The 18,737-nt window shown below is 71.0% G+C and carries 18 protein-coding genes; 13 read left to right on the forward strand and 5 right to left on the reverse strand.

Annotation, left to right across the window (positions count from 1 at the left end; genetic code table 11):
• Window positions 1-6: 6 nt before the first annotated feature.
• On the reverse strand, window positions 7-525 hold the full coding sequence (locus DX116_RS06390) for a hypothetical protein (protein ID WP_119703305.1): 519 nt from the start codon (window positions 523-525) through the stop codon (window positions 7-9).
• A gap of 39 nt (window positions 526-564) precedes the next feature.
• Here DX116_RS06390 and DX116_RS06395 point away from each other — a divergent pair, with 39 nt between their 5' ends.
• From DX116_RS06395 to DX116_RS06415, 5 genes are read left to right on the forward strand one after another with little or no spacing between them, the layout of a single operon-like run.
• Complete coding sequence (locus tag DX116_RS06395; RefSeq protein WP_119703306.1) at window positions 565-1,575, forward strand: adenylate/guanylate cyclase domain-containing protein; 1,011 nt, start codon at window positions 565-567, stop codon at window positions 1,573-1,575.
• A 54-nt stretch (window positions 1,576-1,629) separates the two neighbouring features.
• Window positions 1,630-2,523: an ABC transporter substrate-binding protein gene (locus DX116_RS06400; RefSeq protein ID WP_119703307.1), complete on the forward strand. Its 894-nt coding sequence runs from the start codon at window positions 1,630-1,632 to the stop codon at window positions 2,521-2,523.
• On the forward strand, window positions 2,520-3,371 hold the full coding sequence (locus DX116_RS06405) for an amino acid ABC transporter permease (protein ID WP_119703308.1): 852 nt from the start codon (window positions 2,520-2,522) through the stop codon (window positions 3,369-3,371). The genes DX116_RS06400 and DX116_RS06405 overlap by 4 nt, the downstream gene beginning before the upstream one ends.
• Window positions 3,371-4,117 carry an amino acid ABC transporter ATP-binding protein gene (locus tag DX116_RS06410; protein ID WP_119703309.1) on the forward strand — a complete coding sequence of 249 codons (747 nt, stop codon included), beginning with the start codon at window positions 3,371-3,373 and terminating at the stop codon, window positions 4,115-4,117. Before DX116_RS06405 ends, DX116_RS06410 begins: the two co-directional genes overlap by 1 nt.
• Window positions 4,114-5,148, forward strand: coding sequence for an alpha-hydroxy acid oxidase (locus tag DX116_RS06415; RefSeq protein ID WP_119703310.1), 1,035 nt, complete (start codon window positions 4,114-4,116; stop codon window positions 5,146-5,148). Before DX116_RS06410 ends, DX116_RS06415 begins: the two co-directional genes overlap by 4 nt.
• Here DX116_RS06415 and DX116_RS06420 read toward each other — a convergent pair.
• Genes DX116_RS06420 through DX116_RS06430 form a run of 3 tightly spaced genes read right to left on the reverse strand, consistent with a single transcriptional unit; the run spans window position 5,132 to window position 7,922 of the window.
• Window positions 5,132-6,196, reverse strand: a complete 1,065-nt coding sequence (locus DX116_RS06420; RefSeq protein WP_119703311.1) for an FAD-dependent oxidoreductase — start codon at window positions 6,194-6,196, stop codon at window positions 5,132-5,134. The genes DX116_RS06415 and DX116_RS06420 overlap by 17 nt on opposite strands.
• 28 nt (window positions 6,197-6,224) lie before the next feature.
• Window positions 6,225-7,109 carry a hypothetical protein gene (locus DX116_RS06425; RefSeq protein WP_119703312.1) on the reverse strand — a complete coding sequence of 295 codons (885 nt, stop codon included), beginning with the start codon at window positions 7,107-7,109 and terminating at the stop codon, window positions 6,225-6,227.
• 9 nt (window positions 7,110-7,118) lie between these two features.
• A complete protein-coding gene (locus DX116_RS06430) occupies window positions 7,119-7,922 on the reverse strand; it encodes an alpha/beta fold hydrolase (RefSeq protein WP_119703313.1) in 804 nt (267 codons plus the stop codon).
• Between the two features lie 72 nt (window positions 7,923-7,994).
• On the opposite strand from DX116_RS06430, the gene DX116_RS19870 reads away from it, so the two are divergent.
• The 4 genes from DX116_RS19870 to DX116_RS06450 all read left to right on the forward strand — a co-directional run bounded on the left by DX116_RS19870 (window position 7,995) and on the right by DX116_RS06450 (window position 11,120).
• Complete coding sequence (locus tag DX116_RS19870; RefSeq protein WP_158591918.1) at window positions 7,995-8,147, forward strand: hypothetical protein; 153 nt, start codon at window positions 7,995-7,997, stop codon at window positions 8,145-8,147.
• Window positions 8,148-8,428: 281 nt separating this feature from the next.
• Window positions 8,429-9,604, forward strand: a complete 1,176-nt coding sequence (locus tag DX116_RS06440) for a CaiB/BaiF CoA transferase family protein (RefSeq protein ID WP_199715943.1) — start codon at window positions 8,429-8,431, stop codon at window positions 9,602-9,604.
• Window positions 9,601-10,743 (forward strand): acyl-CoA dehydrogenase family protein, encoded by a 1,143-nt coding sequence (locus DX116_RS06445; protein WP_119703315.1) that lies wholly within the window; start codon window positions 9,601-9,603, stop codon window positions 10,741-10,743. Before DX116_RS06440 ends, DX116_RS06445 begins: the two co-directional genes overlap by 4 nt.
• Before the next feature lie 65 nt (window positions 10,744-10,808).
• A complete protein-coding gene (locus DX116_RS06450) occupies window positions 10,809-11,120 on the forward strand; it encodes a hypothetical protein (protein ID WP_119703316.1) in 312 nt (103 codons plus the stop codon).
• A 12-nt stretch (window positions 11,121-11,132) separates the two neighbouring features.
• Here the strand turns inward: DX116_RS06450 and DX116_RS06455 are convergent, their stop codons facing one another.
• Window positions 11,133-11,849, reverse strand: coding sequence for a MerR family transcriptional regulator (locus DX116_RS06455; protein ID WP_119703317.1), 717 nt, complete (start codon window positions 11,847-11,849; stop codon window positions 11,133-11,135).
• A gap of 70 nt (window positions 11,850-11,919) precedes the next feature.
• Between DX116_RS06455 and DX116_RS06460 the strand changes: the two genes are divergently transcribed.
• The 4 genes from DX116_RS06460 (at window position 11,920) to DX116_RS06475 (ending at window position 18,733) form a co-directional block, all read left to right on the forward strand.
• Complete coding sequence (locus tag DX116_RS06460) at window positions 11,920-13,899, forward strand: MSCRAMM family protein (RefSeq protein ID WP_158591919.1); 1,980 nt, start codon at window positions 11,920-11,922, stop codon at window positions 13,897-13,899.
• A 123-nt stretch (window positions 13,900-14,022) separates the two neighbouring features.
• A complete protein-coding gene (locus DX116_RS06465) occupies window positions 14,023-15,240 on the forward strand; it encodes an acetyl-CoA C-acetyltransferase (RefSeq protein ID WP_119703319.1) in 1,218 nt (405 codons plus the stop codon).
• Window positions 15,241-15,280: 40 nt separating this feature from the next.
• On the forward strand, window positions 15,281-17,467 hold the full coding sequence (locus DX116_RS06470) for a 3-hydroxyacyl-CoA dehydrogenase NAD-binding domain-containing protein (RefSeq protein ID WP_119703320.1): 2,187 nt from the start codon (window positions 15,281-15,283) through the stop codon (window positions 17,465-17,467).
• Between the two features lie 213 nt (window positions 17,468-17,680).
• The gene (locus tag DX116_RS06475) at window positions 17,681-18,733 is read left to right on the forward strand and encodes a FecCD family ABC transporter permease (RefSeq protein ID WP_119703321.1); all 1,053 of its coding nucleotides are present in this window, start codon (window positions 17,681-17,683) and stop codon (window positions 18,731-18,733) included.
• Window positions 18,734-18,737 lie beyond the last annotated feature (4 nt).

Below are 18,737 nucleotides of genomic sequence, written 5' to 3' on the forward strand. Positions count from 1 at the left end.
GCTGGGTCAGCGCGGTTCGCGCGAGAGCAGGTCGATGCGTGCGCGCAGCCTGCGTGGCTGGGACCAGAGCGTGTAGGCGGCGTAGAGGTAGAACGGGACCAGGACGAGCGACCACCACGACGCGGCGCCGTAGAGCACGATCAGGCACGGGAAGCCCAGCAGGAATGCCGCAGCGGCCCATGGGCCGTCCTGGCGCGACACCTCGTGGATCGCCCCGTCGACCGCGGCGGTCCGGAGGCGCTGCTCGGACGGCACCGGTCCCTTGGCCATGGCCCGGTGCACGATCAGCAGCTCGTCCTCGTCCAGGTCGAGCCCGGCGGCCTTGCGCCACCGCCGCTGCTCCCGGTGGGTCGACCAGCCCGTGTAGGCGCCGAAGAGGCTGCCGCTGACGATCGCCAGGACGGCAGTCGGTCGCCACCCCACGTCGTCCTTCGCCGCTGACAAGATCGCCATGTACGCGGCGAACAGCGCCCCGAGCACCACGGCCTGCACCCACCACGGGGCGAGGAACAGACGAGATCGCATCTCCCGATCCTGCCCTACGCGGGGCGCTACCATCGGCCGATGGACGCAGACGAGACCCCCGACGGTCAGCCGGCCTTCGACCCCGGCCTGCTGATCGACGTCGCGTCGTCCTACCTGTTCGACGCGGCTCCGTCGCTGACGCAGGAGCAGGTGGCCGAGGCCGCAGGGGTCGAGCTCGACGAGGCGGTCGCGATGTGGCGTCATCTGGGGTTCTCCGAGGTGGGTCCCGGGGTCGTGGCCTTCACCCACGCCGACGTCGAGGCCCTGCGCATCACCCGCCGGCTGACCGAGCTGGGCGTCGTCGAGCCCGAGCGCATGCCGCAGTTCGTCCGCTCGATGGGACGGTCGTTCTCCCGCCTGGCCGACTGGCAGACCCGCCTGCTGCTGGCGTCGCTGACCGGCAGCGACGGCGACGACGACCCGCCGCTGGAGGTGCTGACCGAGGTCATCCCGATGGTCGAGGAGGTGCAGGGCTACATCTGGCGCCGCCACCTGCTGGCCACCGCGAGCCGTATGGCGCTGCGCGGCGCCGCCAACGGGGCCACGGCCTCGACGTGCGTCGGCTTCGTCGACATCGTCGGCTACACCTCCCGCAGCCGCCAGATGAGCACCCGTGCGCTCGGCGAGATGGTCGAGTGGTTCGAGCGGGTCGTGACCGATCTCGTGGTCGAGCGCGAGGGCCAGGTGGTCAAGACCATCGGCGACGAGGTGCTCTACACGGTCGACGACCCCTACGCGGCCGCCGATCTCGCGCTGCTGCTGGTCGAGCGGTCCGAGACCGACGAGAAGTTCCCGGACGTGCGGGTCGGCACGGCCCACGGGCCCGTGCTCGCGCGCCTCGGCGACGTCTTCGGCCCGACCGTCAACCTGGCCTCGCGGCTGACGTCGATCGCCCGTCCGGGACGCGTGCTGGTCGACGCCGAGCTGGCCGAGCGGCTGCGGGAGCGACCGGACGACTACCGGGTGCGCCGCACCCGCCGCACCTCCGTCAAGGGCTACGAGCATCTCGAGCCGTGGGCCCTCACGCGTCCGCGCACCCGGGGTGACTGACCACGCACTGATCTGCGCGATCCGGGAGGGCGGCCGGAGACTACGATTCTCCTTATGTTCATCTCCTCCTCCCGCGCCCTGACCGGGATCGCGGCCCTGGCGCTCGCCCTCACCGCGGCCTGCGCCCCCGCCGATTCCGAGGGCGGCTCGGACGGCGACACGGCGTCCGCGCCGGCCAAGGCCGCCACCTCGCTGGCCGAGTGCAAGCCCGCCGACCTCCCGCTGCTGAAGTCCGGCACCTTCACCGTCGCGACCGACGACCCCGCCTTCGAGCCGTGGTTCGTCGACAACGATCCCGCCAACGGCAAGGGCTTCGAGAGCGCCGTGGCCTACGCCGTCGCCGACAAGCTCGGCTTCGCCAAGGACGACGTCACGTGGGTCAAGGCCGGCTTCAACCAGGCCGTGCAGGCCGGCACCAAGTCGTTCGACGTCGACATCAACCAGTTCTCGATCACCAAGGACCGCGCCAAGGCGGTCGACTTCTCGTCGCCGTACTACTCGGCGGCCCAGGCCATCATCACGCTGAAGAAGTCGAAGTTCGCCGGCGCCACGTCGCTCGCCGAGCTCAAGGACGCCAAGCTGGGCGCCCAGGTGGCCACCACGTCGCTCGAGGCCATCAAGCAGATCGGTCCTTCGAGCGACCCGCTCGTCTACGACGACACCACCAAGGCTGCCCAGGCCCTGCAGAACGGCCAGGTCGACGCGGTCGTCGCCGATCTTCCGTCGGCGTACTACCTGACGTCGGCCGAGCTCGACGGCGCGACGATCGTCGGCCAGTTCCAGCCCACCACAGGCGAGTCCGAGAAGTTCGGCCTGCTGCTGGCCAAGGACAGCAAGCTCACGCCGTGCGTCAGCCTCGCGGTCGACGCGCTGGCCGAGGACGGCAGCCTCGCCGACCTCGAGAAGGAGTGGCTGACCCAGGCCACCGACGTGCCCGAGCTGAAGTGACCGAGGCCGGGACGCCCGGCGTCAGCGCACGTCAGCTCGAGCGCGACGCCTACCGCCGCCGCCGGGCTCGCACCCGAGCGGCGGTGGCGGTCGTCTCGACCGTCGTCGTGCTGGGCGTCCTGACCGCCGGTGTGCTGCTCTCGCCGGGCTGGCCCCGTGTCCGTGAGACCTACTTCAACCTCGGCGAGGCGCGCAGCGTCTTCCCGGAGGTCGCCAAGGCGTTCGTGCTCAACATCCGCCTGTTCCTCGTCGCCGAGGTGTTCATCCTCATCGTCGCGATCATCGTCGCGATCATCCGGGTGGTGCCGTCGCCGGCCCTCGCGCCCATCAAGCTGCTCGCGGTCGTCTACACCGACGTCTTCCGCGGGACGCCCACGATCCTCGTGGTGTTCCTGGTCGGCTTCGGCGTGCCGGCACTGGGCCTGGCCGGTCTGCCCACCAGCCTGTTCTGGCTGGGCGTCATCGCCCTCACGCTGAGCTACGGCGCGTACGTCGCCGAGGTCCTGCGGGCCGGCATCCTGTCGATCCACCCGACCCAGTGGGCCAGCGGCCGGGCTCTCGGGCTGTCGTACGGCAAGACCTTGCGCCTCGTGGTGCTGCCGCAGGCCGTGCGCCGGGTCGCGCCGCCGCTGCTCAACGACTTCGTGTCGCTGCAGAAGGACACCGCGCTGCTGTCGATCATCGGCCTGGTCGAGGCGCTGCGCGTCGCCCAGGTCGACTCCGGCCGGACGTTCCACTTCTCCTCGTACATCGTGGCCGCGCTCTTCTTCATCGCTGCGACGATCCCCCTGGCTCGCTTCACCGACTACCTGACGGTGCGCTCGCTGCGCCGCGAGAACGGAATCTGATGGCCGAGGCTGCCGCGGGCCTTCTCCGCGCCGAGGCCGTGCGCAAGTCGTTCGGCGACCACGAGGTGCTCAAGGGCGTCTCGCTCGACATCGCCGAGGGCGAGGTCGTGTGCCTGATCGGCGCGTCCGGCTCGGGCAAGTCGACGTTGCTGCGCTGCCTCAACCTGCTCGAGCAGGTCGACGACGGCGACATCTGGTTCGACGACCGCGAGATCACCGATCCGCGGGTCGACGCCGATGCCGTCCGGCGTGACATCGGCATCGTGTTCCAGGCGTACAACCTCTTCCCGCACCTGTCGGTCGAGCAGAACATCGTGCTGGGGCCCGTGAGGTCGCGCGGCGAGTCGCGCGCCGACGCCCGCGCGCGTGCCCACACGCTGCTCGAGCGGGTCGGCCTGGGCGACCGGGCCGGCGCCTATCCCGACGCCCTGTCGGGAGGTCAGCAGCAGCGCGTCGCCCTGGTGCGCGCGATCGCGATGCAGCCGCGCCTGCTGCTGCTCGACGAGATCACGTCGGCGCTCGACCCCATGCTGGTGGGCGACGTGCTCGACGTCATCCGCGACCTGCGGGCCGACGGCATGACGATCGTGATGGCGACCCACGAGATGACCTTCGCCCGCGAGGTCTCCGACCGCATCGTCTTCATGGCCGACGGACGCATCGAGGAGTCGGGCCCGCCCGAGCAGATCTTCACCGCGCCACGCAGCCCGAGGACGGCCGAGTTCCTGGCCCGGCACCTGCCGTGACCCACGACTTCGAGCAGCGGGCCGCCGAGCTCCTCGACCCCGGTGCCCACGGCTACTTCGCGGGCGGCGCCGGCGACGAGCTGACGCTGCGCGACAACGTCGCGGCCTGGGACCGGGTCGCCCTGGCACCGCGCGTGCTGGTCGACGTCTCGCAGCGCGACACCTCGGTGACGCTGCTGGGTCGCGAGCGACCCCACCCGTTCCTGGTCGCGCCGATGGCGTACCAACGCGCCCTTCACGCCGACGCCGAGCTCGGAACGGCGCGGGCTGCCGCGGCCACCGGCTCGACGATGGTGCTGTCGTCGCAGAGCACGACCGATCCGAGCGACGTCGCCGACGCGATGGGCGATGCGTCCCGCTGGCTGCAGCTGTACGTCTTCCGTGATCGCGGGTTGACGGACGACCTGGTGCGGGCCGCCCGCGAGGGAGGGTACGAGGCGCTCTGCATCACGGTCGACTTCCCGTTCGGAGGTCGCCGCGAGCGCGACCTGCGGTCGGGCTGGGTCGTCGACCACCCCACGTACGTCCAGCTCGCGACGGGGCCCATGACCCCGGCCGAGCGTCACGCGATGCACGACCCGACGCTCACGTGGGACGACATCGCCGCCTTCGGCGAGGCCAGCGGGCTGCCGGTCGTCCTCAAGGGGATCCTGCGACCCGACGATGCCGTGCGCGCCGTCGACGCCGGGGTCGCAGGCGTGGTGGTCTCCAACCACGGCGGACGTCAGCTCGACACCGTGCTGTCGGGCGCCGACGCGCTGGGCCCGGTGGTGCAGGCGGTGCAGGGACGCATCGACGTGCTCGTCGACGGCGGCATCCGGCGCGGCTGGGACGCGGCCAAGGCGCTGGCGCTCGGTGCCGACGCGGTGCTGGTGGGGCGTCCGGTGCTGTGGGGCCTGGCGTGCGAGGGCCAGGCCGGCGCCCAGCTGGTGCTCGAGCAGCTGATCGACGAGCTTGACAGCACGTTGGGCCTTCTCGGGTGTCCGCGGGCCCGCGACCTCGACGGCTCCTACGTCACGCGGCGCGCGTGAGCCATTCCGCGACGCCGCGGGCTGCCGTACGTCCGGCGCGGTTGGCGCCGATCGTGCTGGCCGAGGGTCCGTAGCCGACGAGCTGTACGCGCGGATCGGCCACGGCGGTGGTGCCGTCGAGCTGGATGCCGCCCAGCGGGCTGCGCAGGTGCAGCGGCGCCAGGTGCTCGATCGCCGGGCGGAAGCCCGTCGCCCACAGGATGACGTCGGCAGGCTCGAAGGCGTCGTCCCCTGAGCCTGTCGAAGGGCCCCACCGCACCCCGCTGGGCTCGATCAAGGTGAACATCGGCCGCCGGTCGGCGTAGGCGCCGAGCCGCTCGGCCTCGCGCTCCTGCTCGCGCAGCTGCAGGCCGGTGACGCTGACGACGCTGCGCGGCGGAAGCCCTCGGCGCACGCGCTCCTCGACCTTGGCGACGACCTCGCGCCCCAGCTCGGGCGAGAAGTCACGGTCGTTCCACACCGGCTCGCGTCGGGTGACCCACACGGTGTCGGCGATAGGCGCGAGCGCACCGATGAACTGCACCGCCGAGGCACCTCCGCCGACGATCACGACGCGCTTGCCGCGGAAGTGCTCGGGCCCGGGATAGCCGGAGGTGTGCAGCTGCTCGCCCCCGAACGTCTCGATGCCGGGCACGTGGGGGACGAAGGGACGTGTCCAGGTGCCGGTGGCGTTCACGAGCGTGCGGGTCGTCCACGACGCCCCGTCGTCGGCCCCCACCACCAGCAGGCCGTCCTGGTCGTGCACCTGCCGCACACGCACGGGACGCTCGACCGGCAGGTCGAAGCGGGCCTCGTAGTCCGCGAAGTAGGCCGGGACGAACTGGTTGGCCCGCTCGGCACCCGTGTCGGCGGGGATGCGGGCGCCGGGCAGGTCAGCCACGCGGTGCACGTCGTGCATCGTGAGGGCGTCCCAACGATGCTGCCAGGCACCGCCTGGACGGTCGTTGCCGTCGAGGACGACGTGCTCGATGCCGCGTCGCGCGAGGTGGTGCGACGTCGAGAGGCCGGCTTGGCCCGCGCCGATCACGACGCTGTCGAGGATGCCCACGTGGCACTCAACGCGGGTGAGCGGGCGGTCATTCCAGCCCGTACTTCGCCTCCAGCGGCTCGAGCTGCGCCGGGTCCCAGAGCGCGAGGTGCAGCAGCGGTGCGACGCCGCCCTCACCGTCGACCACCGTCCGCAGCTGGCTGAGCAAGGTCTGTGTGGGCCCGACTGTCTCGGGCAGGCCTCGCCAGTACGCGGCGGCCGACGTGTCGAACGAGCGCTGGATGCGCGTGCCGAACAGGCGCAGGGCCAGCCGTCCGAGGCCCTTGCCGCCGAGGTCGGCCGATGCGACGACGTCCCAGGCCGCGGGGGTGGGCGTGACGGTCGCCGAACCGGTGGCGTGCACGAGCCGCAGGCGGCCCTCGCCGTCGAAGAAGGTGCTCGTGGTGCGGTGCTCGAAGGTCGCGAGGTCGATCGTCGCGTTTCCGGTGGCGTCGCCGCCCACTCGGCGCGCGAGCCAGCGCGGCGCGCCGCCCTCGATGAGCATCGCGGTCGCATCGGCCTGCGCCGTCAGGTCGACACGCGGGATGCGCCCGTGCACCACGTCGACGTCGATGGTCCACAGCCCGGTGCGGTCGGCCAGGGTGACGGCCAGGGCTCGCGCGTCGTCGCTGCGGAGCGTGAGCTGGCTGACGGTCTCGACGACCTCGCCGGTGGGCGTGCCGATGTCGTCGGGGCGCTGCGGGTCGCTATGGATGGCGGGGGTGCGCGTCACGATCTCGTAGCGCGCGCCGGGCGAGCGGTGGCGTCCCTCGACGAGCCGGAGGGTGTCGACCGAGGTGCCCGTCACGGGGTTGACGACCAGGCCGGCGCTGTCGAAGCGTAGGGCGGCCCACTCCTCGCGCAGCGGCACGAGGGCCTCGACCAGCAGGCTGTGGTCGAAGCGGGGGATCGATCCTGACGTCGTCAGTCGCATGCCCGGAGCCTAGGCCGCGACTGAAGCTCCCGCCTCTGCGGCCGTGTTCTCGATGACGCGGGCGACCAGGGCCGGGTCGTCGATCATCGGGACGTGACCGCAGTGCGGCAGGGCCACGTGGCGCGCCTCGGGCAGGCGCTCCTGGGCGATCGCCGACGATCCGTAGGGGAGGATCAGGTCGCGCGTGCCCCACGCGATGGTGGTCGGCACGTCGAGGTGCTGCGTGAACGAGTAGGTGACGCCCTTGACGATCGTCCGCTCGAAGCCGCGGCAGTGCTTGAGCGCCAGCGCGTCGCCGTAGACCTCGTCGGCGGTGAACCGCTCGGGGTGCGTGTACAGCGAGCTGCCGGCCAGTCGGCGTCCGATCGCGCTGCGCGACACGAGGCGCAGCACGCGGTCGGGCAGGCGGCTCGTGACGCGCAGCAGCACGAGCAGCGTCAGGGTCTGCACGCGGTTGAGCGTGCCGAAGAAGCCGGCGGGACTGAGCGCCGTGACCGAGCGGGCGAGCCCGCGGGCACCGAGCTCGAGGGCGATGGCGCCGCCGAGCGAGTTGCCGACGACGTGCGGGCGCTCGATGCCCCAGTGGGCGAAGTTGTCGCTGAGGTTGTGGCACGCGTTGTCCATGTCGTACGCGGCCTTGAGCGGATAGGCCGGCGACTCGCCGAACCCGGCCAGGTCGACCGCGATGACGTCGTACGACTGGGCCAGGGTCTCGAAGACCGGATCCCACGCCTGACGGCGGTGACCGATGCCGTGGATGAGGACGAGGGGCTCGCCGGAGCCCTTGCGCGTGTAGACCAGTTCGGAGAGCATGCCGATCAAGATACCGACGGTATGCGGATGTGTCACGGCGCCCACCTCGCCGAGCCGTGCGAGGTTGCCGCCATGGACGTCTGCGCTGTCGTCGCGCTGGTGTCGGGCGCGCTCCTCCTGCTCGCGATCCGGCAGGATCGGGCGCCCCTCGGGCTACGGGCGCTGGGGGTGGTCATGTTCGGCGGTGGCTTCGTCGTGCTGGCCGTCGACCTGCTGGGCGGCTAGGGACTACTTGTTCCAGAGCGCGAACGGGTCACCAAGCCGGTGACCAGGAGGATGGCGCCAGCGGCCAGTAAAACGAGGACGCAGGTGAACTCGATCGCTCCCAGGCCGCCCAAGATGCCGGACCCGGCAATCAGAGCGAGGAGGAAGAGGAAGCCACCTGTGCGGATCATGGGCCACCCTCCTCCTGGTTGCCGGTGTCGGTCGCGTCCGGCCGCTTCTGAGCGTACCGGCCCGGGTACTCGCGGTTGCCATCGTGACAGCACTACTGTCACAATGCTGGTGTGACGATCTCAGACAAGTCCGGCCCCCTGCACGGCGTGCGTGTCGTCGAGCTGGTCGGCATCGGTCCCGGCCCCTTCGCCGCGATGCTGCTGGCCGACCTCGGCGCCGACGTCATCCGCGTCGATCGCCCGGGGGGCAACGCCCTTCAGCTCGGCCCGGCCGTCAAGGACATCCTCGGTCGCGGACGCCCGTCGGTCGCGATCGACCTCAAGAACCCTCGCGGCGTCGAGACCGTCCTCGACCTCGTGGCATCGGCCGACATCCTGATCGAGGGCCTGCGCCCCGGCGTCACCGAGCGCCTCGGCCTCGGCCCCGCCGACTGCCACGCCCGCAACCCGGCCCTCGTCTACGGGCGCATGACGGGCTGGGGGCAGGACGGCCCGCTGGCCCAGACGGCCGGCCACGACATCAACTACATCGCGGTCGCCGGCGCCCTGGGGTCGATCGGCCGCGCGGGCGGCCCGCCCCAGGTGCCGCTCAACCTCGTCGGCGACTTCGCCGGCGGCTCCCTCTACCTCGTCACCGGCCTGCTGGCCGCGCTCACCCACGCGCGGGCCACGGGCGAGGGCCAGGTCGTCGACGCCGCCATCACCGACGGCACGGCCCACCTGATGTCGATGATCGTCGCGATGCAGCAGTCGGGCGGCTGGAGCGACCGCCGCGGCACCAACATGCTCGACACGGGCACCCCGTTCTACGACGTCTTCGAGACGTCCGACGGTCAATGGATGTCGGTCGGCCCGCTCGAGCCGCAGTTCTTCGCCGCCTTTGCCCAGGGGCTCGGCGTCGAGCTGCCCGGCCAGTACGACATCGCCCGCTGGGACGAGCTGCGCGCGGCGATCGCGACGGCGTTCGCCGGCCGCACCCGCGCCGAGTGGATCGAGGTGTTCGACGGCACCGATGCGTGCGTGGCCCCGGTGCTGAGCCTCACCGAGGCCTACGAGCACCCGCACAACGTCGCCCGCGGCACCTACGTCGAGCACCACGGGCTCACCCAGCCGGCACCGGCACCCCGCTTCTCCGCGACCCCCGCGACCCTGACGTCCCCGCCCGAGGCCGCGGGCTCGAGCACCGCCGAGGCGCTCGCCGCCTGGGGCATCGCCGACGTCGACCAGCTCATCGCCGACGGCGTCGCCGTCCAGGCGCCGTCCACCACATCGAAGGACCACTCATGAAGCGCACCATCTTCGACGCCGACCACGAGGCGTTCCGCGACACCGTCCGCTCGTTCTGCGAGAAGGAGATCGCCCCGCACCACGACCAGTGGGAGAAGGACTCGATCGTCCCGCGCGACGTCTGGACCAAGGCCGGCGACATGGGCCTGCTCGGCTTCATGATGCCCGAGGAGCACGGCGGAGGCGGCGTCACCGACTTCCGCTACAACGCGATCCTCACCGAGGAGATCACCCGCATCGGTGCCAGCGGCATCGGGTTCGTCATCCAGACCGACCTCGTGTCGGGCTACCTGCTCTCGCACGCGACCGAGGAGCAGAAGGAGCGCTGGTTCCCGAAGTTCTGCAGCGGCGAGATGATCACCGCGATCGCCATGACGGAGCCCGGCACCGGGTCCGACCTGCAGGGCATCAAGACCACGGCCGTCCTCGACGGTGACGAGTACGTCATCAACGGCTCCAAGACGTTCATCACCAACGGCATCAACGCCGACCTGGTCATCGTCGTGTGCCAGACCGATCCGTCGGCCGGCGCGATGGGCTTCTCGCTGGTCGTCGTCGAGCGCGGGGCCGAGGGCTTCGAGCGCGGCCGCAACCTCGACAAGATCGGCCTCAAGGCGCAGGACACCGCCGAGCTGTTCTTCGACGACGTGCGGGTGCCCAAGAGCAACCTGCTGGGCGAGGCCGGCCACGGCTTCATCTATCTGATGGAGAAGCTGCCGCAGGAGCGGCTGTCGATCTCGGTCGTCGCGGCAGCGGCCTGCCGCCGGATGATCGACATGACGCTCGAGTACGTCAAGGAGCGCAAGGCGTTCGGCAAGCCGATCGGCTCGTTCCAGAACTCGCGGTTCACGCTGGCCGAGCTCGAGACCGAGGCGCGCATCGCGCAGGTGTTCGTCGACGAGTCGATCACGCAGCTGAACGCCGGCACGCTGACGGTCGAGGACGCCGCGATGGGCAAGTGGTGGACCACCGAGCTGCAGAAGAAGGTCGCCGACCAGTGCCTGCAGCTGCACGGAGGCTACGGCTACATGTCGGAGTACCCCATCTCGAAGGCGTATCTCGACACCCGCATCCAGACGATCTACGGCGGCACGACCGAGATCATGAAGGAGATCGTCGGGCGCGGCCTCGGCATCTGAGCTGTTGTCCACAGCGCGGCTCCCGACGCCTTCCGGACGTCGGGAGCCGCGTCTATCCTGGCGACGTGAACGACGCACAGACCTGGACCACGATCGGCGGCATGTTCACGTTCATGCTGGCGTTCATGGCCATCGCCGTGCGCCTGTTCGGACAGAACCTCGACGCCCGCTTCGGTGCCCTCACGGCCGTCATGACGGCCGGTTTCGAGCAGGTCGACAAGCGGTTCGAGCAGGTCGACAAGCGATTCGAGCAGGTCGACAAGCGATTCGAGCAGGTCGAGCGACGCCTCGACCGCATCGAGGACCGGGTCGAGGCGCTCGATCGCGACGTCACGGCCATCACGCGTCGCCTCATGGACGGGCCCGACACGCCGTAGTCGTCACACCGACTACGTGCGGCGGCGCACCGTCTCGCGCTTCGCCTCGTCGACGCCGGTCTCGTACGCGGTCACCAGCGCCTGCACCGTCAGGGGCTTGAACCGCTCGACGAGGGCGATGATGTCCTCGGGGGGGCGGCCCGACGATCGCAGCGACGGCCACCACATGGTCTTGAAGACCTCGGTGATCTGACGAGCCACCGAGCGACCGGCCTCGTCGAAGATCTTGCGCGCGGCGAGGGCGACCTCGATCGGCATGTCGGTCTCGATGAACTGGATGCCGACCGCGAGGTGCGCCGGCGCGACCTGGAAGACGTCCTCGGTGGGCGTCGGCTCGACCACGCCCAGGGCGATGAGCCGCTCGAGGTCGTCGTCGGTGAGAGGGCGTCCGGCCCGCAGCTCGAGGGACGCACGGTCGAGCTCCTCGGGGCGGTCGGCCATCCAGGGCGCCAGCAGCGTGCGGTGCAGGGCGACCTGCTCGGGCGTCGCCTCGGCCGGGATGTTCTCGAGGTAGCCCTCGATCGCCGACAGCGTGAAGCCGTGGCCCTGCAGCTCGCGGACGAGCTCGAGTCGTGCGATGTGGTCGGGACCGTAGAAGCCGTTGCGGCCCTCGCGGCGCGGCGGCGGGATGAGGCCGCGACCGGCGTAGAAGCGCACGGTGCGCACCGTCATGCCGACGCGGGACGCGAGCTGCTCGACGCTCATGGTCTCGGCCGGTGTCGTCGTCATGGCTCGACCCTATTCCACCAGCCCGGAGGGCGTTAGGGTCGAAGCACGGGATCCGGGGGACGGAGAGACCATGCGCAGATCGGTCATGACGGTGGCGACGCTGGCGGGAGTGCTGACGGCATCGGTCGCCGTGTCCACAGCCGCGACCACGACGGGCTTCGGGCAGTGGGGAGCGCTGACGGGCTCGACCAACGACTACGCGACGACGCTGCAGCTGCCGGCCGTCGGCTTCCCCGGGGCGACGGTCGCGTCCGACTCCCGGTCGGACGTCGCGCTGCCGTCCGGTGCGTCCAACTGGTTCGGCGAGAACACGCCGCCGGGCCAGCGGTACGGCTCGAGTCGCGACCAGGCGTACCTAAACCTGCGACCCAAGGCCGACAACGCGTCGTCGCCCTCGACGACCACCTACACGTTCGATCGTCCGACGCCGCAGGGCTGGACCTTCGTGCTGGGCGACATCGACGCCGACCAGGTCCGCGTCTCGGCGACCCGCGCTGACGGCACTCCGGCCGACACGGCCGACCTGGGCTTCCGCGGCGGCTTCAACCTCTGCAGCACCACGCCCCGCCCGAGCTCGGTCTGCTCCGACACCGGGCGGCCCAAGGACGTCCCGACGTGGGACCCGGCCACGGCGACCCTGCGCGGCAACGCCGCCGCGCTCGACTCCGACGGCGCGACCGGCTGGTTCGAGCCCACCGCGTCCCTGCGCACGCTGACCTTCACGTTCACCCGTCGCGCGGGGTTCCCAATCTTCCAGACGTGGTTCGCCGTCACCAAGCAGGACGTGTCCGGAACCGTCGCGGTCGCGACCGGCACGTGCTCCCTCGCGACCGCGACGGTCTCGCTCGTCGACGCGGCGGGAGCTGTCGTGGCGACGCGGTCGGTGGACGCATCCGGGCGGTACGCCTTCGACGGCGTGGCGGCCAGCGACGGCTACCGGGTCGCCCTGTCGGGCGTCCCCGCGTCGTGTCTCGTGACGAGTCCCAGCAGCCGCGCGATCGACCTGCGGACGGGTGACGCCGTGGCCGACTTCACGGTGCGGCAGGCCGTCCCGGTCCCGATCACGGGAGAGGTGCGCGCAGCGGCCGGCCCCCTCGAGGGCGTGACCGTGACACTGACGCCTGCGTCCGGCGGCCCGTCACGCACCACCACGACCGACGTGTCCGGACGCTACGTCTTCGAGGACAACCCCGACGACGCCGACTACACGATCGCGGTCACCCCGCCGCCCGGCTACCTCCCGGTCCCCGACCGGACGGCCACGGTCCCGGCGGGCGCGACGGCACCGGTCACCGACCAGGACTTCGTCCTGCAGGCACTGCCGACGGTCAGCGGCGTCGTCGACGGACCCGACGGGCCGCTGGCGGGAGTGACGGTCGAGCTGACGGGCGGTGGGTCCACGTACCGGGCGGTCACGGCCGCCGACGGCACGTACGCCCTGCCGCGCGTCCCGGCCGGCGCCTACGTGCTCTCGGTGCCGAGCGCCCCGGCCGGCTACCTGACGCCTGCGCCGTCCTCGGTCGCGGTCGGGACGGTTGACGTGCCGAATCAGGACATCGTCCTCGCCCAGGTGCCGGCGACCGGCTCGGTCGCCGGCACCGTGACGCTCGACGGACGCCCGCTGGCCGGAGCCGTCGTCACGGTCGGCCCGGCAGGTGGCGCCGGCTCCTCGAGGACGACCGACGTCGAGGGCACCTTCGGGCTCGGTGCCCTGACGCCTGGCACCTACCGGGTGACTGTCACCGGACCCGTCGGCACCGGCGGCGCGGCCCCGCGCACCGCGACGATCACCGCCGCCGGCGAGGACGTCACGGGGCTGGACTTCGCGCTCGCCACCGAGCCGGCGGCGCCCGCCCCGATCGTCCCGGGGCCCGACGACCCGACCGAGCCGCCGCCGAGCCAGCCCTCGGAGGGGGGCGACACCGCGCCGGACGGCGACGCGGTGCTCCCCGACTCCGGCGGCCCCTCAGCCGTCTTCCCGCTGCTGGGGCTGGCCCTCACGGCGGCAGGGGCGGTCGCAGTGGTCGCCGCACGCCCGCGTCGAGGATGACCGGCGGCACACGACCTGACCCTTGGACTTTGACAGTGTTGGTGTCACAATCGACAGAGCCACCTCCGGGACGGCACTTGTTCTCGACCCGCACCTGCGGGACTCATCACTAAGGAATCCGTTATGACCGAGGCCTTCGTCTACGACGCCATCCGCACGCCGCGCGGTCGCGGCAAGAAGACCGGATCGCTCCACGAGGTCAAGCCGATCTCGCTGGTCACCGGTCTGGTCGACGAGCTGCGCAAGCGCAACCCCACGCTCGACACCGACGGCATCGAGGACCTCGTCCTCGGCAGCGTCTCGCCGGTGGGCGACCAGGGCGGCGACATCGCCAAGACCGCCGCGCTCGCAGCGGGCCTGCCCGACACCGTCGCCGGTGTGCAGCTCAACCGCTTCTGCGCCTCCGGCCTCGAGGCCGTCAACCAGGCCTCGGCCCGCGTGCGCTCCGGCTGGGAGGACCTGATCCTGGCCGGCGGCGTCGAGTCGATGAGCCGTGTGCCCATGGGCTCGGACGGCGGCGCGTGGGCCATGGACCCCCGCACGTCCTTCGACACCGACTTCGTGCCCCAGGGCATCGGCGCCGACCTGATCGCCACGATCGAGGGCTACAGCCGCCTCGACGTCGACACCTTCGCCGCCGAGTCGCAGGCCCGTGCCGCCAAGGCCATCGCCAACGGCTACTTCGCCAACTCCGTCATCCCGGTCAAGGACGCGTCGGGCCTGACGATCCTCGACCACGACGAGTTCGTCCGCGAGGGCACCACCGCCGAGGGCCTCGGCAAGCTGCCCCCGTCGTTCGCGCAGATCGGCGACCAGGGCGGCTTCGACTCCGTCGCCCTCGAGAAGTACCACTGGGTCGAGAAGATCGACCACGTCCACCACGCCGGCAACTCGTCGGGCATCGTCGACGGTGCCGCCCTCGTCCTCATCGGCAACGAGAAGGCCGGTGAGCGCCACGGGCTCAGGCCCCGCGCGCGCATCGTCTCGGCCGCCGTGTCGGGCTCCGAGCCCACCATCATGCTGACGGGCCCCGGCCCGGCCAGCCTCAAGGCCCTCGAGCGCGCCGGCCTCGGCATCGGCGACATCGACCTGCTCGAGATCAACGAAGCCTTCGCGGCCGTCGCCCTGCGCCTCATGAAGGACCTCGGCGGCTACCCGCACGACCAGACCAACGTCAACGGCGGCTCGATCGCCATGGGCCACCCGCTGGGTGCCACGGGCGCGATGATCCTCGGCACGCTGGTCGACGAGCTCGAGCGTCGCGACCAGCGCTACGGCCTCGCCACGCTGTGCGTCGGCGGCGGCATGGGCATCGCCACCGTCGTCGAGCGTCTTCGCTGACCCGCCCCTCCCCTCTTCTCCTGACCAGAAAGACACATTCATGACCGAAGCAGTGCGTTACGAGGCCGAGGGCGGCATCGTCAACCTCGTCCTCGACGATCCCAACCAGAGCGCCAACACGATGAACCAGGACTACGCCGACTCGATGGCCGCGGCCGTCGACCGGCTGGTCCAGCAGATCGCCGACGACCCCGACTCGGTCAAGGGCGTCATCATCTCCTCGGCCAAGAAGACCTTCTTCGCCGGTGGCGACCTGAAGCTCATGACGCAGGCCACGCCGGCCGACGCCGAGGCGCTGTTCGCCAACGTCGAGGGCATCAAGGCCACGCTGCGCAAGCTCGAGACCTCCGGCAAGCCGGTCGTGGCCGCCATCAACGGCGCCGCGCTCGGCGGCGGCCTCGAGATCGCGCTCGCCGCTCACCATCGCATCGCGGTCGACGGCGGCTACTCGATCGGCCTGCCCGAGGCGACGCTCGGCCTGCTGCCCGGCGGCGGTGGCGTCACGCGCACCGTGCGCATGTTCGGCATCTCCGACGCGCTCATGAAGTTCCTGCTGCAGGGGCAGCAGATGAAGCCGTCCAAGGCGGTGGCCGAGGGCCTCGTCGACGAGGTCGTCGCGACGCAGGACGAGCTGCTCCCCGCGGCCAAGGCCTGGATCGAGGCCAACGCCGGCAACGAGGAGGCCGCGACCCAGCCGTGGGACCGCAAGGGCTACCGCATCCCGGGCGGCACGCCGTCCACGCCCAAGTTCGCGGCGTTCCTGCCGGCGTTCCCGGCCAACCTGCGCAAGCAGACCAAGGGTGCGCTCTACAAGGCGCCGCGCAACATCATGAGCGCCGCGGTGGAGGGCTCGCAGGTCGACTTCGAGACCGCGACCCGCATCGAGTCGCGCTACCTGGTCGAGCTGATCGTCGGCCAGCAGTTCAAGAACATGACGCAGGCCTTCTTCTTCGACCTCGGCGCGATCAACGCCGGCAAGTCGCGCCCCGAGGGCATCGCGCCCACCAAGGCCGAGAAGGTCGCCGTCCTCGGCGCCGGCATGATGGGCGCGGGCATCGCCTACGTCTCGGCCAAGGCCGGCATGCAGGTCGTGCTCAAGGACATCTCGCTCGAGGCGGCCGAGAAGGGCAAGGCGTACAGCCAGGGCATCGTCGACAAGGCGGTCTCCCGCGGCCGCCTGACGCAGGAGAAGGCCGACGCGCTGCTGGCGCTCATCACGCCGACCGACGACTACGCCGACCTCGAGGGCTGCGACTTCGTGATCGAGGCCGTCTTCGAGTCGGTCAAGCTCAAGCACGAGGTCTTCGGCGAGGTGCAGAAGGTCGTCAAGGCCGATGCGCTGCTGGGCTCGAACACGTCCACGCTGCCCATCACGAGCCTGGCCGAGGGCGTCGACCGTCCCCAGGACTTCATCGGCATCCACTTCTTCTCGCCGGTCGACAAGATGCCCCTGGTCGAGATCATCGCGGGCAAGGACACCTCCGACGAGGCGATCGCCCGCGTCATCGACTACACCAAGGCGATCAAGAAGACGCCGATCGTCGTCGGCGACAGCCGCGGCTTCTACACCAGCCGCGTCATCGGCACGTTCGTGAACGAGGGCGTCGGCATGCTCGCCGAGGGCGTCTCGCCGGTCAGCATCGAGCGCGCCACCACGCAGGCCGGCTTCCCGGCTCCCGTGCTGCAGCTCAGCGACGAGCTCAACCTCGAGCTGATGGTCAAGATCCGCAACGAGTCGAAGGCCGCCGCCGAGGAGGCCGGTCAGGCCTGGCCCGAGAGCGCGTCCGAGAAGGTCATCGACACCATGATCGAGCTCGGCCGCCCCAGCCGCCTCAAGGGTGCGGGCTTCTACGAGTACGTCGACGGCAAGCGCCAGGGACTCTGGAGCGGTCTGGCCGAGCAGTTCCCGGTCGCTGACGAGCAGCCGGCGTTCGAGGACCTCAAGGAGCGGCTGACGTTCATCATGAGCATCGAGTCGATCAAGTGCCTCGACGAGGGCCTGTTGTCGGTGCCCGACGCCAACATCGGCTCGATCTTCGGCATCGGCTTCCCGGCCCTGCACGGCGGCGCGATCCAGTACGTCAACGGCTACGAGGCCGCCGACGGCTCGATCGGCGTCGAGGCCTTCACGGCCCGCGCGCAGGAGCTGGCGCAGAAGTACGGCGACCGCTTCACCCCGCCGGCCTCGCTGCTCGAGAAGGCCAAGAACGGCGAGCTGTACTCCTGAGAAAGTACGTCTGAGAAAGTACGCCTGACCCGCACGCACGACGCCCCCGAGACCGCCCGGTCCCGGGGGCGTCGTGCGTCTGCATCCTCGTCCGCGATCGGTGACGCCCACGGCGTCACCGACGCCGGATGACGCCGTGGGCGTCACAGATCGCGGGGATGTGACGTAGTCCGGCTGGATTGGCTAGGCATACCTAAGTTACGGTGAACCGTCATGACCGTCACTGCCCGCGCCGAGGCCGCACCCGAGCTGCGTCCTACCCAGCGCTCGCGGGCGGCGCTGACCACCGGGTTCGTGGTGCTCGTCGGGCTGCTGGCGGTGGTGTGCTTCTTCAGCATCACGATGGGCGCCCGCGGCGTCGGCCTCTCCACGATCTGGAAGGCGTTCGACGACTACGACCCCGGCAACGCGTCCGAGACCGTCATCCGCGAGCTGCGGGTGCCGCGCACGCTGATCGGCATCTTCGCCGGCGCGGCGCTGGGCCTGAGCGGCGCGATCCTGCAGGGCGTCACCCGCAACCCGCTGGCCGATCCCGGCATCATGGGCATCAACGCCGGCGCCGCGACCTTCATCGTCTTCGGCATCATGGTGCTCGGCACGCAGTCGGTCAGCACCTACGTGTGGTTCGCCTTCGCGGGCGCGGGCGTCGCGACGGTGACGGTCTACGGCATCGCCTCGTTCGGACGCGAGGGCGCGACCCCGGTCAAGCTGGCGCTGGCCGGCGCCGCCGTCACGGCGATCCTGTCGTCGATCACCTCGGCGATCGTGATGACCAACGTCTCGGCGCTCAACGAGCTGCGGTTCTGGCAGGTCGGGGCGCTGGCGGGCCGCTACTTCCCGGTGTTCTGGCAGACCGTGCCGTTCCTGGCGCTCGGCATCGTCCTGGCCCTCGGCACCGGACGCGCGCTCAACGGCCTGGCCCTCGGCGAGGACCTCGCCCTCGCGCTGGGGCAGCGGGTGCGCCTGACGCGCGCGATCATGTTCGTGACGGTCGCCATCCTGAGCGGCGCGGCCACCGCGGCGTGCGGCCCGATCGTCTTCATCGGTCTGGTCGTGCCGCACCTGGCCCGGATGATCTGCGGCCCCGACTACCGCTGGATCCTCTCGTACTCGCTGCTGCTGACCCCGATCGTGCTGCTCCTGGCCGACATCGTCGGCCGGCTGATCATCTCGCCGGGCGAGCTGCAGGTCGGTGTCGTCATCGGCGTGCTCGGCGCCCCCGCGTTCATCCTGCTGGTCCGCTACCGCAACCTCGCGGAGCTCTGATCGC

The sequence above is a fragment of the Aeromicrobium endophyticum genome, from assembly GCF_003586285.1.
In the GTDB taxonomy this organism is placed as follows: domain Bacteria; phylum Actinomycetota; class Actinomycetes; order Propionibacteriales; family Nocardioidaceae; genus Aeromicrobium; species Aeromicrobium endophyticum.

Bases quoted from the DNA above. Each gene is read 5' to 3' on its own strand.
- DX116_RS06465 (WP_119703319.1), top strand. From the start codon at position 14,023: ATGACCGAGGCCTTCGTCTACGACGCCATCCGCACGCCGCGCGGTCGC.
- DX116_RS06430 (WP_119703313.1), bottom strand. From the start codon at position 7,922: ATGCTCTCCGAACTGGTCTACACGCGCAAGGGCTCCGGCGAGCCCCTC.
- DX116_RS06470 (WP_119703320.1), top strand. From the start codon at position 15,281: ATGACCGAAGCAGTGCGTTACGAGGCCGAGGGCGGCATCGTCAACCTC.
- DX116_RS19870 (WP_158591918.1), top strand. From the start codon at position 7,995: ATGGACGTCTGCGCTGTCGTCGCGCTGGTGTCGGGCGCGCTCCTCCTG.
- DX116_RS06390 (WP_119703305.1), bottom strand. From the start codon at position 525: ATGCGATCTCGTCTGTTCCTCGCCCCGTGGTGGGTGCAGGCCGTGGTG.
- DX116_RS06400 (WP_119703307.1), top strand. From the start codon at position 1,630: ATGTTCATCTCCTCCTCCCGCGCCCTGACCGGGATCGCGGCCCTGGCG.
- DX116_RS06410 (WP_119703309.1), top strand. From the start codon at position 3,371: ATGGCCGAGGCTGCCGCGGGCCTTCTCCGCGCCGAGGCCGTGCGCAAG.
- DX116_RS06445 (WP_119703315.1), top strand. From the start codon at position 9,601: ATGAAGCGCACCATCTTCGACGCCGACCACGAGGCGTTCCGCGACACC.
- DX116_RS06395 (WP_119703306.1), top strand. From the start codon at position 565: ATGGACGCAGACGAGACCCCCGACGGTCAGCCGGCCTTCGACCCCGGC.
- DX116_RS06455 (WP_119703317.1), bottom strand. From the start codon at position 11,849: ATGACGACGACACCGGCCGAGACCATGAGCGTCGAGCAGCTCGCGTCC.
- DX116_RS06425 (WP_119703312.1), bottom strand. From the start codon at position 7,109: ATGCGACTGACGACGTCAGGATCGATCCCCCGCTTCGACCACAGCCTG.
- DX116_RS06460 (WP_158591919.1), top strand. From the start codon at position 11,920: ATGCGCAGATCGGTCATGACGGTGGCGACGCTGGCGGGAGTGCTGACG.
- DX116_RS06475 (WP_119703321.1), top strand. From the start codon at position 17,681: ATGACCGTCACTGCCCGCGCCGAGGCCGCACCCGAGCTGCGTCCTACC.